Genomic DNA, 13,517 nt, shown 5'->3' with positions numbered 1-13,517 from the left:
ACGCCTAACCGCCGAGCTCGAGCGAGCGCAGCGCCGCGAGCGGAATCTCGCCGAGCGCGTCGCCGCGCGCGACGAGGAAGCGGCGGTGGCCGCGCGCGAGCTCGAGCCCGCCGCTCGCGAGCGTCTCGGTCTCGCGGCCGACCGCGACGAGCGGATTCGCGCTCTCGCGGCTGCGCGGATAGATCGACGGCAGGAAGACGCGCGCCGTCGCGCCGCTCGCGTCGACGATCTCGGCGGGCCGCCAGAGCACGTCGATCGCGCTCGACGGCGCGTGCACGTCGACGCGCCGCACGCCGTCGAGCGGGATCCACAGGTAGCGCCCGCCCGCGTGCACCTCGAGCACGGCGCCGAAGCGGTCGTCGAGGTCGCAGAGCCCGTCGAACGGCTCGCCGTCGAGGAGCCCGGCGAGCGGCGGCGTCGCCTCGACCGCTTCGGCGACGAGACGCGACGCGCCCTCCTCGTCGCCGTGCCCGAGCGCGGCGAGCGCCTCGACGCGCAGCCGGGCGTGGCGCGGCGCATCGGGAGGGAGCGACGGCGCGCGCGCGCCGTCGAAGACGAGCGTGCGCTCGAGCTCGGACGCGAGCAGCGCGCGGTGCACGACCGCGCTCCGCGCGAGCCCGTCGTCGCGCGTCGCGAGCGCATCGAGCTGCTTCTCGGCGCGCTCGAGCTCGCCCGCGAAGCAGAGCAGCACGAAGAGCTTCCAGCGCGCATCGGCGTCGAGCGGCGCCGCGCGCACGACGGCGCCCTGCTCCGCGACCGCGTCGTCGAGCTTCCCCGCTCGGAAGGCGTCCTCGGCGCTCACGTCGACGACACTCCCATCGACGCACGCCGACCGGCTCCGTCGCGCGGGCGACCTCGCCGCGGCGCCGTCGGATCTACTTGGCCTTCAAGCTGCCTTCGTTCTTCTTGAGGTCCCAGAAGAGATCCTTGTCGGTCTTGTACTTCCACGTGATCTTCGCGAAGGCGATGCCGAGCGTGACCTCGGGCGAGCCGGCCGCGTCCGCCTGCACGTTGCACGACGTCACCGCGACCTTGTCGCCGAGCTCGATGCGGAGCAGCGGGTCGGACTCGCCCTCCTCGCAGATCTCGAACTCGGCCTTGTCCCACACCTTGCCGACGGCGCAGTAGGCGAGCAGCTCGGGGATCGACTTGTCGACCTCCATCTTCACGCTGATGTTGGAGAGCGTCGCGGCGGCCCCGCTCGACTTCCCCTTCGCCGCCTGCACGCAGTTGACGGCGTTGCCGACGCCGGTGGAGATGCTCTTCACGTCGCTCCAGCCGTCGTGCTTGCCGTCCTTCGAGTTGCCCTTCACGCTCCCGATCTTCATGAACTGCTTCGTGGCCATGTGGTCCCCCGACCGCTTCGGATCTCGGATCGTTCCCCGCGCTCGGACCCTCCGACCGCGCCGAACGAAGCACTACTTCTGCGCCGGCTCCGGCAGGTCCGCGACCAACCGCAACGACACGCCCAGCTCGTCGAGCTGGAAGTGGGGCTTGAGATAGGCGATCGCCTGGTAGCAACCGGGCCTCGCCTTGTCGTCGATGACGTCGATGCGCGCCTCGCGCAGGGGCCGCTGCGCCTTGGCCTCCTGCGTGGCGTCGTCCATGTCGAGCTCGAGGTTCTTGATCCAGCGGTTCAGGAACGTCTCGCACTCGCTGCGGGACATGAAGGAGCCGATCTTGTCGCGGCAGATCGCCTTGAGGTAGTGGGCGATGCGCGAGGTCGCCATCAGATACGGGATCTGGCTGGAGAGCTTCGCGTTCGCCGTCGCCTCCTTCGTGTCGTACTTCCTGGGGCGCTGCACCGAGTTGCCGCCGAAGAACGCCGCATAGTCGGTGTTCTTGCAGTTGAGCAGCCCGATGAAGCCGAGATCCGAGAGCTCCTTCTCGCGCGTGTCCGGGATCATCACCTCGGTCGGACACTTCGCGGCGACGTCGCCCTCGGCCGTCTTGAAGGTGTGGATCGGCAGGTCCTCGACCATGCCGCCGCCCTCGGGCCCGCGGATCGCGACGCACCAGTGGTGCTGCGCGAAGGCCGCCGTGAGCCGCTGCGCGTAGTCGTAGGCGGCGTTGCCCCAGCAGTAGTGGTCGTGCTCGGTCGCCTGCTCGTCGAAGTCGAAGTTCTCGACGGGATTGTCCTTCATCGAGTACGGCAGGCGTCGCAGCACGTGCGGCAGCACCATCGCGACGAAGCGCGAATCCTCCGAGTCGCGGAACGAGAGCCACTTCGTGTTCTCGGGGTTGCTCTTGTCGAAGATCTTCGCGAGGTCGCGCGGGTTCGGCATCTGCGTGAACGAGTCCATGCCGAACATGTCGGGCGCCGACGCGGTGATGAAGGGCGCGTGCGCGGCCGCCGCGACCTGGGACATCTCCGTCAGCAGCTCGACGTCCTGCGGCCCCTTGCCGAACTCGAAGTCGCCGACGAGCGCGCCGTAGGGGTCGCCGCCGTAGAGCCCGAACTCGTACTCGTAGACCTTCTTCCAGAGCGCGCTCTCCGTGAACTCCGGCGCCGCCTTGAAGTCCTTGAGCAGGTCCTTCTTGGAGACGTTGAGCACGCGGACCTTGAGGTTCTCGCCGGTCTCGCTCCCGTGCACGAGCTTGTGGAGCCCGCGCCACGACGCCTCGAGCTGCTGGAACTCGGGGTGGTGGAGGATCGCGTTCACCTGCTTCGAGAGCAGCTCGTCGATCGCCGCGATGCGCGCGTTGATCGTCTTCGTGACGCCCTTCGCGGTGACCATCCCCGGGTCGAGCAGCTCGGCCACGAAGTTGCGGACGAGCTCGCGCGCGCGGTCGTGCGCCTCGTCGCCGCGCGGCTTGATGCCGGTGTCGATCATCTGGGCGAGCAGGTCCTCGCCCTCGAGCTCGCCGAGCTTCTCGACCTTCACCGCCTTGGTGCGGGCTGCCATCGACTACTCCTCTCCGTCGCTCGACGCCGCGTCGTCGCCCGCGTCGCCGGCCCCCACGCCCGTCGCCGCGCCGAGCTTCGCGCGCAGCTCCGGGCTCTCGATCACCGCGTCGAGCAGCTCCTCGAGGCGGTCGTTGCCCTCGGTGCGGCTCTGGAGGTCCTTCAGCTTGCTGCGCACCTCCATCAGCTTGCGCAGCGGCTCGACCTTCTCGACGAGCGCGTCGGGCGAGAAGTCCTCGAGCTTCGAGAACGCGAGCTCGACCTTGAGCTCGCTCCCGTCGCCGACGAGCGCGTTGTCCACCTTGATGTCGAGCCGCGGCTTCATGCTCTTCATCACGTCGTCGAAGTTGTCGCGATCGATCTCGGTGAACTTGCGGTCCTTGAGCTTCGGGAGCGCCTCGGCGGGGTGCCCCGACAGGTCGGAGACGACGCCGACGACGAAGGGCAGCTCCTTCGCGACCTGCGCGCCGCCGAGCTCGACGTCGTACGTGATGTTCACGCGCGGCGGACGCACGCGCTTCTTCTTGTCGTACACGCTCTCGGGCATCTCGCCACCTCCAGGATCTCGCGCGCGACGCGGTGCCCGCGTCGCGCGACGTGTTCGTCAGTCGTCGTCGGACGAGCGCGCGGGCTCGATCCCGAGCGTCTCCCAGATCTTCCCGAGGAAGTCGTCGTCGCGCGCGAGATCGCGCAGCACCTCCTCGAACGACATCGACCCCCAGCGCACGCCGCGCGCGATCAGCGACGCGAGCGGGCTGTGCGGCTCCGTGCGGCGGAAGTAGTCCGCCACCTCGCGCAGCCGGCGCAGCGCGTCCTCGCGCGACGCGATGGGGCCGCTCGGCGCGCCCGACGCGCGCGCGGCGGGAGCGCGCGCGCCCTCGGGCGCGGACGACGTCTCGCCGGCCGACGCGTCGTCGTGCGCGCCGCCATGCGCGCCGCCGCCGCCGAGCGTCTCGTCGATGTCGCGCAGCAGGCGCGCGAGCCGGTGCAGCTCGGGGGCCTCGTCGTCCTCGAAGAGCGAGGCGACGCGGTCGCCGAGCGCGTCGACGTGCCCGCTCGCGCGCGCGAGGCTCGCGCGCGCATCGTCGAGCTCGGCGGGCGAGACGCTGTCGAGCGCGGCCGCCCACGCATCGCTCGTGATGGCGCCGGCCTCCACGAGCTCGGCGCGCCGATCGTCGCCGACCGTCGGCTCGTCGAGGCGCTGCGCGCCCTCGTAGAGCGCCCACGTGAGGACGCGCCCACCGGAGGCCTGCACGAGCGGCGCCTCCTTCAGAGACTGGAGGAAGGACTGCGAGCCGCCGAGCCACGCGAGCGGGCGCGCCCGCACGGGCAGCGTCACGCCGTCGTCCGCGTCCCAACCTGGATGGAGGCGCTCCCAGTAGCGGTCGACGAGCTCCGCGACGAGCGCGAGCCCGCGCTCGAGCCCCGCCGGACCTTCGAGCCGCGCCCAGGCCTCGGCGAGCCACCCGGCGACCTCGAGATCCTTGGTGCGCGTGCGGAGCAGCGTCTCGCACTCGCGCGCGACGCCGCGCCAGTCGGCATCGCGCCCGCGGCCGTCGGGGTCGAGGTCGGGCGAGACCGCGGTGCGCAGCTGCTTGATGCGGTCGAGCGCGAGGTCGGCCGCGTCGTAGCGGACGTCGGCCCCGGTCGGGTCGGCGTCGGACACCGGCTTCAGCAGCTCGTCGAGGTCCGCCATCGACGCCTCACCTCACGCGGCCCGCGAGGGCCGCACCTCTGCGGCGCGGCGCGCCGTCGCGCGCGTCGCACCCTCTGCCGCGCTCTGCGCGTCCCCACGAGGAGGCCTCGCGATTGGAGCCCTTCCACTGCCGCAGGTCAAGCACGCCCTCCAGCGAACTCCTCGCAGGACCGTGGGAGTTCCTCCCCGCGCCCACTCGCTCGTGGGTGGCCGCGAGCGCGGCGTTCGTGTCTCGCGGCAGCGGGAAGGCCGCGCGCATCAGTTGAACGGCTCGTCGACGAAGGGGCGCGCGCCGCCGTGCGCGCCCTCGAGGTTGCGCGCGAGGCTGCCCATCGAGTGCGCACCCGTGATCGAGCTCCCGAACGCGAGCGTCACGACCTTCCCGATGTGCTCCGAGACCTTGCTCACCGGGTCGTTCGAGTCGCGCACGTTGATGCCCTGGGCTCCGTCCTTCGACCACTTCGCGACCTGGCCGATCGCGTTCGAGCCGTCCTTGGCGAGGGCGAGCGTGCCGTAGGCGTTGAAGGTGACGAAGGGAAGATCCTGCGCGGTCGCGACGAGCTGCGTCAGCGCGCCGCCGAGCGAGTGCCCGGCGACGACGAAGGTCTTCACGCCCTCGTGGCTCTTGGCCCAGGAGCCGTACGTCTGGATCAGGTCGGCCGCGCGCTGCGCCTGGGCGGGGATCTGTCCGCACACCATGCGGACGTCGGCGACGAGGTCCTTCATGCTGCGCGCGTTCGTGCCGGCGAAGACGATCGCGGCGGTGTCGTCCTTGACGTAGCAGCCGCCGTGGAAGCCGGTCTTCGCCGCGGCGAGCGTGTCGATCGTGCCGTCGTCGAAGGTGCGCTCGTGGACGCCCGGCGTGACCCACTTCTGCCGCTCGCCGAGATCCTTGTGGTAGACCGCTTCGCAGAGCTTCGCGAGCTCCGCCACCGTGAATCCCATCGGACCTCCCTTCGACGGCTCGGGTCGTGCCGCGCCGGGTCGCGCTCGGGCCTGCCCGCGTGCGGGCGCTCCCCGAGCGGACGCGAGGCAGTCTACACGCCTGGGGCGGCCCGCCGTATACGCCGATCGGCCTAGGTCGTCTGCACGGGAGCTGCGCGCGGAGCGCGCACGGGGTGCGGGCCGATCGGCCCGTGGACGCCGGCCACGGCCCGTGCGTGCCGCGCCGCGGCCTGCCTAACGAGCCCGCTCCGCCGCACGCGCCTCGCGCGCGGCGACCCACGCGAGCGAGCGGCGCCCGTTCGCCGTCCGCTCCGCGGGAAAGAGCCGCGCGAACGTCGCGTCGAGCGGCCCGCCCTTGTAGTGGCGGAACCAGAGCTTGCGAACGACGAACTCGCCCGCGAAGAGGAGCCCCATCAGCACGTAGCCGACGGCGCCCGTGTAGAGCGTCCACCACTCGATGGGGCCGGCGACGGCGAGCACCGCCGCGACGAGCGCGTTCGCGAGCAGGAATGCGCACCAGACGATCGTCACCTTGCGGCAGTACGGCACGCAGAAGCCGGGGAGGTCGCCGTCGACCGTGCGCGCGAAGCGCTCGATCACGGGCATCCCGACGAACAGGCTGTGCGCGAACGTCGCGAACAGGAAGAGGTTCACGACGACGGGCATCCAGAGCAGCACGACGCGCTCGCCGGTCGCGACCGCGAGACCGACCAGGGCGACGAGTGGCGCGTACTGGCGGGCGAGCGCGGCGAGCTCGCCGGGCGCGCCCCGTGCGCGGAGCGCGGCGGTCGCGGCGACGAGCCCGAGCAGCAGCGCGCCCGTCGCGCGCACGTCGAGGCGCGTCCACGCGAACCACACGACGAGCGGGTACGCGACGACGAGGAGCGTTGCGAGCGCGGCTCCCGCTCCGCGCGCGACGGCGGCGATGCCCGGCATGGCGCGCACGCTACTCGCGCACTCCCGGATCGACAAACACCGGCGGCCGCGATTCCATCCTGTCATGGCGCTCCTCCCGTCCCGCTCGTCGCTGCGCGTCGCCGTGGTCGGCGACGGACCGGCCGGGACGGCGGTCGCCACCCACCTCGCGCGCGCCGGCGCGCGCGTCGTGCTGTTCGCGCGCGGTCGGCCGGCGGGGCTCGTCGTCGGAGAGTCGCTCGTGCCCGGCGTCGTCCCGCGTCTGCGCGAGCTCGGCATCGAGGACGAGGTGCGCGGCTACGCGACGCGCAAGCCCGGCGCGACGTTCGTCGTCGCGGACGGGAGCCGCGTCGCGATCGACTTCGCGAGCTCCTGCACGAGCGCCCCGCCCTACGCCTACAACGTCCCGCGCGATCGCCTCGACGCGTCGCTGCTCGCCGCGTGCGAGAAGAGCGGCGCGCAGATCGTGCGCGAGCCGGCGCACCTCGAGCGCGCGCCGCGGGGCGGCGACGGCGTCGCGCTCGCGGGCGCGTCGCGCGCGGCCGCCGCCTCCGCGCTCGGCGCGCCGCCCGACTTCGTGATCGATGCGACGGGGCGCGCGCGCGCAGTCGCGCGGCTGCTCGGCCTCCCGACCGAGGCCGGCCCGCGCCGCGACGCGGCGCTCTTCGCGCACTGCGAGGGCGTCGCGATCGACGCGCCCGGCCACGTGCACACGGACCAGCTCGCGCGCGGCTGGTGCTGGCGCATCCCGCTCCCGGGCCGCGTGTCGCTCGGGGTCGTGGCGCCGCCGGACGCGCTCGCGGCGTACGGGCCGACGGCCGAGCGCCAGTACGACGCGCTGCTCGCGACCGAGCCGCGGCTGCGCGAGGTCGCCGCCGGCGCGCGGCGGATCACTCCGGTGCTCCGGTACTCGAACTACCAGCTCGCGACGCGGCGCGGCGCGGGTGCGAACTGGGCGCTCGCCGGCGACGCGTTCGGCTTCGTCGACCCCGTGTTCTCGAGCGGGCTCCACCTCGCGCTCTCGTCGGCCCGCGCACTCGCGGACGCACTCCTGCGCGGGAGCACGCGCGCACTGCGCGGCTACGAGCGCCGCCACCTGCGCCACCTGCGCGCGTGGCAGCGCGCGGTCGACCTCTACTACGACGGCCGGTTCGTCGCGCTGCTCGCGATGCGCGACCGCGCGCCGCAGTCGCTGCTGGGGCGCGCGTTCGCCGGGCATCTCGATCGGCACCTCCCGCGCGTGTTCACGGGCGAGGGGAGCGCCGGGCTCTACGACCCGTGGCTGCTGGGCGTCGTCGCCCGCGCGGCCGCGCGCGAGCCCGTGGCCGCGGTGGCGCGCGTCTCCGACTAGCGACGCGCGCGCGCCGGACCGAGCCGCGCACGCTTCCTCAGTCCGCGATGCCCACCGAGAGATCGGTCGGGTCGGCCGCGCACGAGCGCTCGCTCAGCTGCAGCGTCTTCGGCGGCTCGGGCCCGTCGACGCCGGTGCGTCGCGAGAGCCCGACGAACGCGACGGCGTCGATGCGCTCTCCCTCCCGCGCCGCGCGGTTCCACTCGCGGCACACCCAGGCGAGGTAGCCCTGCCGCAGCGCCTCGACGCGCTTGCCCATGCGGAGCCCCGTCTCGAGATAGACCTTGAGGCGGTGCCCGTCGTGGAGCGCGACGACGCGCTCCCAGCCGGCGCGCTCGGGCGAGCCCGCGGCGCCGGGCGCGCGCGTCGCGGGCGCGCGGAAGCGCGTGCTCGACACCGGCCCGAGCAGCCGCTCGATCTCGCCCGACTCGAAGTGGCCGAGCACCTCGACGTCGAGGTCGAACTCGATCGGGCTCGGCGCGTACATGGTCCAGGACTGCTCGAAGCCGAGGAAGCCGCCCGCGCGGTCGAGCCAGCGCGGCGCGGAGGCATGCACCGCCGTCGCCCCCGCGAGCGCGAGGTTGGCCGCGAGCGCGACGAGCACGGCGGCGTCGCCCGCGGCGCGCAGCGCACCGGGCGGACGCGCGAGGAGCGGCGGTGTGTCGTACGCGTCCGGCCCGGTCCGCGCGCGGATCCACGCCCAGAAGCGCGGCGGAAGGAAGGCGAGCGTCCCGCACGTCGACGCCCACGGAAACAGGTTGAGCACGAAGGTGGAGGCGAGCCCGGCCTGGAAGATCCACAGCCCGAGCACCGTCGCGATGCGCGCGCGCTGCCCGGCGCGGTCGCTCGCGAGCGCCGGAACGAACAGCAGGAGCGGCAGCGCGATCTCGAGCCAGCGCGTCGCATACGTGCCGACGACGAGGCCGTCGGGATGGCTCGCGAGCACGAAGGCGAACTCGCGCGTCCAGTAGCGCTGATCGAGCGCGATGCGGAGCGCGCTCCCGTCCACCCATTCGGGCCCCGTCTTCGTCACGCCGGCGACGAAGTAGAGGATGCCGAGCTGGAGCATCACGGCCGCGGTCGCGGGCGAGCACGCGAGGAACGGGCCGGCGGGCGCGCCGCGGCGCCGGGCGCGGAGCGCGTCGATCGACGCCGTCGCGCCGAGCGGCAGGAACATGCACCAGAACAGGAGCATGCGGAGGAACGCGTCGCCGCCGTTGTTCACGAACGGGTTGCGCAGCTCGAGCGACGCGACGAGCGCGAAGCTCGCGACGGACGCGGCGCGCGTCCGGTAGCCGACGAGCAGCATCGCGCACGCGATCGCCTGCGCGGCGGCGAGGGCGAGCGCGAAGGCCTCGCTGCCGTCGAGACCGTAGAGCGAGAACGTGCGCCCGAGCGTGCGGCCGAGCGCGAGCGGCGCGACGCCCGCATCCGTGTACAGCGCGTCGAACCCCGTGAGCCGGTTCGCGAGATCGATCAGCGCGAGCGACGCCACCGCGATGCGCAGCGCGGCGAGCGAGCGCGTGTCGATGCCGAACACGCGCGCCGCGAGCGAGGGCGAATCAGTCGCCATAGCCGAGAGCCTCGAGCTGGCGGCGCTCCTCGTCCCCGATCGGAACGCTCTCGGGAGCGGAGGCCGCGCTGCGTTGGTCGAGCCAGCGCGCGAGCGCGCCCGCGAGCTGCGCCTCCTCGGGCCGCCCGCCCCCGGCGACGTCGTCGCGCGCGTGCGGATCGCGTTCGAGGTCGTAGAGATGGGGGCCGCGCGGAAGCCGCGGGATGCCGCGGCTGACGAGGTACAGGAACGACGGCGTCCGCATCATCTCGCCCCGATCGTTCGCGTGGTTCGCGAAGACCGCGTCGCGCACGGGAGCGTCGGCGCTCTCGGCGCCGCGCGCGAGCAGGTCGATGCCGTCCTGCGCGGGCGCGGCGAGGCCGAGCCGGGCGAGGACGGTCGGGAACACGTCGAAGTGCTGCACGAGGCCGCGGTGCACGCGCCCCTCGCGCTGGCCCGGCACGCGCACCACGAGCGGCACGTGCGTCGTCTCCTCGTAGAGGCCGACGTGGTCGAAGAACGAGAGCCGCTCGCCCAGCGTCTCGCCGTGGTCGGCGACGAAGACGACGAGCGTCTCGTCGAGGAGACCGGCCGCGTCGAGGAAGCCGAGCAGGCGATCGAGCTGGCGGTCGAGGTACGCGACCTCGCCGTGGTAGAGCTTCGCCGAGCCCCCGCCCGGGCCGCGCGCCGAGGGCTCGAGCGCGACGCGCCCGGGCTCGCGGAACTCCGCCCAGGCCTCGACCGGCCCCATTCCGTAGGCGGCCGCCGGGTGGAGCCCTTCGTCGTAGGGCGAAGGCGGCGTGTGCGGGATGTGCGGGTCGAAGAAGTGGAGCCATAGGAAGAATGGACGCGGGCTCGGCTCCGACAGCCAGTCGATCGCCATGTCGACGACCGTCTCCGCGAAGAACTGGCCTCCCGGGCGCGTGAACGAGTCGAACCCCTGGCGGAGCCCGGCGCGGCCGAGGTGCGCGACCGAGACGATCGCCTTCGTGTCGTAGCCCGCATCGCGCAGCACTTCGGCGAGCGTCACGTGCGCGTCGGGGAGCCGCGACTTGAGGTCGAAGACGCGGTGGTTCTTGACGTACTTGCCGGTCATCAGCGACGCGAAGCTCGGATTCGTGTTGTTGATGCTGCTGTAGGCGTCGGTGAAGACGTGACTCCCGGCGGCGAGCCCGTCGAGCGCCGGCGTCGGGCTCGGCGCGCGCCCGAGGAAGCCGACCGCGTCGGCGCGCAGCGTGTCGGCGCCGAGGAAGAGCACGTTCGGGAGCTGCGCCCCGCGCCCGCGCGCGGCGATGCGCGCGCGGCGATCGACGACCACGGGGCTGCCCCACGCGGCATCGCACGGCACGCCGCTCGGCGCGGTCGCGGAGAGCGCGAGCTCGACGCGCGCGCCCGCCCACTCCGCGAGATCGACGTCGACGACGCGCGGAAGCGTGTCGCTCGCGGGCGCGACGTCGCGCGCATCGACCTCGCGGCGCCCGCTCGCGCGCGGGGCGTCGAGGCGCTCGTCCGCGCGGGCCGCGGCGGCGGCGCGCGAGCCGTCCTCCTCGCCTGCGCGGCCCACCGCGACGGCGAACCGGCACCCCTCGGCCGCGCGCGCGAGCGGCCGGAACGACAGCCGCGGCGACGCGCCGAGCGCGAGGTCGAACACGAGCGGAGCGCCCACGGCGGGCGCGACGGCGCGGATCGTGCGCTGGTGGCGCGTCGCATAGGTGGTGCGCGCGGCCTCGGGCGCGGCGCGCCACAGGTCGACCTGGCTCCAGGCGTCGCGCGGCGCGGACGGCGGGCCGCACGCGAACGCGACGGCGGCGAGCGGAGCGAGAGCGAGCGGCGCGGCGCGAGTCCGGAGCGGCACGGCGCGCGCATCCTAGCAAGGCGCCGCCCCTCGGCGCGCGGCCGCCCGAGCGCGCGTCCCGCCCGTGGCCGCGCGCACGCGGCGCGGAGCTAGGATGCGCCGCCGCGGCGCAGCTCGAACCGCGGCGGCCGCGCCGACGGGAGGCCTAACATCGTGCGCATCGGCATGAACCTGCTGCTGTGGGGCGTCGAGATCGACTCGTCGCACCTCCCCGTCCTCGAGATGCTCCGCAGCGCCGGCTACGACGGTGTCGAGATCCCCGTCGTGGGACAGCCCGACGCGGAGATCGCGGCGCTGCGACGCGCGACCGAGACGCTCGGCCTCGCCGTCACGACCGCCACCTTCATTCCGCCCGAGGCGAATCCGATCTCGCCCGACGCCGCGGTGCGACGCGCCGCCCTCGCGCTGATCGCGCAGCGCATCGATGCCGCCGCCGCGCTCGGTGCCGACCTCCTCGTGGGCGCGCTCTACCAGGCGCACAAGGTGTTCACCGGTCTCCCGCCGACCGAGGACGAGTGGCGGCGCAGCGCCGACTTCCTGCGCGCGGCGGGCGAGCGGGCGGCCGCCGCGGGCATCCGCCTCGGCCTCGAGTTCCTCAACCGCTTCGAGGTGCACCTCGTCAACACGTCGGAGCGCGCGGCGCGCATGGTCCGCGACGTCGGGCTCGCGTCGGTCGGCGTCCTCTACGACACGCACCACGCGCACATCGAGGACCCCGACGCGCGGAGCGCACTGCCCGCGGTGCGCGGCGAGCTGCTGCACGTCCACGCGAGCGAGAGCCACCGCGGGACGCTCGGCACGGGCCGCGTCGACTGGAGCGGCACGTTCGAGGCGCTCGCCGCGATCGGCTACGACGACTGGGTCGTCGTCGAGGCGTTCGGCACGCGCGACCCGGGCCTCGTCGCCGCCGCGAACGTCTGGCGCAACGCGTTCGAGTCGGAGGAGCAGCTCGCGCGCGACGCGATCGGCTTCCTGCGCGCGCGGCTTCGACGTTAGGCGACTGCGGGGATCGGGCGTTCCTCCGAGCGGGCTTCCGGCGATCCCGCGAGGGCGCCGGCGCGTCGCGCGCCGTCGCGCACTTCGCCGTGGAGTCGACGCCGCATCGCACCGATAGCCGGCCATGTTCTTCCGACGCGACAAGTCCAGCAGCGACCCTCCGGCCGAGCGCGCGGCGGCTCCGGCCGCCGCCGGCGTCTCGGCCGACGACGCACTCGACCTCGCCGCCGACCTGCTCCGCACGTACGGCGAGAACGCCTTCGACCTCGACGAGGCCGGCGCGCTCGAGACGCGCGGCGCGTTCGACCAGTGGGCGCGCCACATCCTCGTGGGCGCGCCGATTCCGGGAGAGGGTGCTCCGGAGGGCGGCGGCCCGCCCGCGAAGCGCGAGACCGGCCGCGCGCGGCGCGCATTCCGCGACCACCGGCGCGCCGAGCGCGACTTCGTGACCACGACGCTCGGCCACTACCGCCAGGCGACGTGGGCCTTCCTCGGCGGACTGCGTCGCTCGCTCGCCTCCGACCGCATCAGCGACGACCAGGTGAGCGCGCGCATGCAGGGCCTCGAAGCGGCCGTCCGCGACGGCGACGCCGCGCGCATCAAGGCCGAGGCGCAGGACGCAGTCACCGTGATCGCGCGCGTGCTCACCGAACGCGAGGAGCGCAGCGCGACGCAGGTCGCCGAGCTCGCCAGCCGGCTCGACGCGCTGCGCGCCGAGCTCGAGGCCGCGCGCAGCGAGGCGGCCACCGACGCGCTCACCGGCCTGTTCAACCGCGGCGCCTTCGACGAGCAGCTCGAGCGCGAGGTCGACCTCTCCCTCCTCTTCCGCACCGACCGCGCTCTCCTCATGCTCGACATCGACCACTTCAAGCGCGTCAACGACGAGCGCGGCCACCGCTTCGGGGACGAGGTGCTCCGCCGCGTCGCGGACGTGCTCGCGCGCTGCTTCATGCGCAAGGACGACTACATCGCGCGCTACGGCGGCGAGGAGTTCGCGATCGTCCTGCGCGAGGTGAACGAGCACACGGCGCGCCAGCTCGCCGAGCGCGCGCTCCACGCGCTGCGCGAGCTCGAGATCGCCGTGGACGACTGGCCGCCGATCGGCGTCACGGCCTCGATCGGCGTGGCGCAGCTTCGCGACGGCGAGTCGCCCCCCGAGTGGGTCGAGCGCGCCGATCGCGCCCTCTACCGCGCGAAGAACGGCGGCCGCGACCGGGTCGAGGTCGCGTCGGAGAGCGCCGCGCTCGCCGGCGAAGCCGCGCAACCCTCCGCCGCGTCGCCGACTCCCCGGTAGCCGACCGC

General features: G+C 73.8%; 12 protein-coding genes. 3 read left to right on the top strand and 9 right to left on the bottom strand.

What is annotated here, in order from left to right:
- Positions 1–4 precede the first annotated feature (4 nt).
- The 7 genes from R3E88_15890 to R3E88_15860 all read right to left on the bottom strand — a co-directional run bounded on the left by R3E88_15890 (position 5) and on the right by R3E88_15860 (position 6,482).
- Positions 5–802 carry a type VI secretion system accessory protein TagJ gene (locus R3E88_15890; GenBank protein ID MEZ4217968.1) on the bottom strand — a complete coding sequence of 266 codons (798 nt, stop codon included), beginning with the start codon at positions 800–802 and terminating at the stop codon, positions 5–7.
- A gap of 73 nt (positions 803–875) precedes the next feature.
- On the bottom strand, positions 876–1,346 hold the full coding sequence (locus tag R3E88_15885; GenBank protein ID MEZ4217967.1) for a type VI secretion system tube protein Hcp: 471 nt from the start codon (positions 1,344–1,346) through the stop codon (positions 876–878).
- A gap of 72 nt (positions 1,347–1,418) precedes the next feature.
- Positions 1,419–2,906 carry a type VI secretion system contractile sheath large subunit gene (gene tssC, locus R3E88_15880; GenBank protein ID MEZ4217966.1) on the bottom strand — a complete coding sequence of 496 codons (1,488 nt, stop codon included), beginning with the start codon at positions 2,904–2,906 and terminating at the stop codon, positions 1,419–1,421.
- Positions 2,907–2,909: 3 nt separating this feature from the next.
- Positions 2,910–3,452, bottom strand: coding sequence for a type VI secretion system contractile sheath small subunit (tssB, locus tag R3E88_15875; protein MEZ4217965.1), 543 nt, complete (start codon positions 3,450–3,452; stop codon positions 2,910–2,912).
- Between the two features lie 57 nt (positions 3,453–3,509).
- Positions 3,510–4,601, bottom strand: a complete 1,092-nt coding sequence (gene tssA, locus R3E88_15870) for a type VI secretion system protein TssA (protein MEZ4217964.1) — start codon at positions 4,599–4,601, stop codon at positions 3,510–3,512.
- 258 nt (positions 4,602–4,859) lie between these two features.
- Positions 4,860–5,546 (bottom strand): hypothetical protein, encoded by a 687-nt coding sequence (locus tag R3E88_15865; GenBank protein ID MEZ4217963.1) that lies wholly within the window; start codon positions 5,544–5,546, stop codon positions 4,860–4,862.
- Positions 5,547–5,780: 234 nt separating this feature from the next.
- Complete coding sequence (locus R3E88_15860; protein ID MEZ4217962.1) at positions 5,781–6,482, bottom strand: hypothetical protein; 702 nt, start codon at positions 6,480–6,482, stop codon at positions 5,781–5,783.
- Between the two features lie 64 nt (positions 6,483–6,546).
- Between R3E88_15860 and R3E88_15855 the strand changes: the two genes are divergently transcribed.
- On the top strand, positions 6,547–7,812 hold the full coding sequence (locus R3E88_15855; GenBank protein ID MEZ4217961.1) for an NAD(P)/FAD-dependent oxidoreductase: 1,266 nt from the start codon (positions 6,547–6,549) through the stop codon (positions 7,810–7,812).
- A 37-nt stretch (positions 7,813–7,849) separates the two neighbouring features.
- Here the strand turns inward: R3E88_15855 and R3E88_15850 are convergent, their stop codons facing one another.
- Together R3E88_15850 and R3E88_15845 are read right to left on the bottom strand one after the other, a co-directional pair.
- Positions 7,850–9,385 (bottom strand): HTTM domain-containing protein, encoded by a 1,536-nt coding sequence (locus tag R3E88_15850; GenBank protein ID MEZ4217960.1) that lies wholly within the window; start codon positions 9,383–9,385, stop codon positions 7,850–7,852.
- A complete protein-coding gene (locus R3E88_15845) occupies positions 9,375–11,219 on the bottom strand; it encodes a sulfatase (protein ID MEZ4217959.1) in 1,845 nt (614 codons plus the stop codon). Before R3E88_15845 ends, R3E88_15850 begins: the two co-directional genes overlap by 11 nt.
- A gap of 153 nt (positions 11,220–11,372) precedes the next feature.
- On the opposite strand from R3E88_15845, the gene R3E88_15840 reads away from it, so the two are divergent.
- Both R3E88_15840 and R3E88_15835 read left to right on the top strand, forming a co-directional pair.
- Positions 11,373–12,215 carry a sugar phosphate isomerase/epimerase gene (locus R3E88_15840; protein ID MEZ4217958.1) on the top strand — a complete coding sequence of 281 codons (843 nt, stop codon included), beginning with the start codon at positions 11,373–11,375 and terminating at the stop codon, positions 12,213–12,215.
- 124 nt (positions 12,216–12,339) lie between these two features.
- Positions 12,340–13,509 carry a GGDEF domain-containing protein gene (locus R3E88_15835; GenBank protein ID MEZ4217957.1) on the top strand — a complete coding sequence of 390 codons (1,170 nt, stop codon included), beginning with the start codon at positions 12,340–12,342 and terminating at the stop codon, positions 13,507–13,509.
- Positions 13,510–13,517: the final 8 nt, after the last annotated feature.

The sequence above is a fragment of the Myxococcota bacterium genome, from assembly GCA_041389495.1.
Classification (GTDB): domain Bacteria; phylum Myxococcota_A; class UBA9160; order UBA9160; family UBA4427; genus JAWKRT01.
Note: the sequence above shows the minus strand (reverse complement) of the source record. Positions and strands in the feature narration are given on the sequence as shown.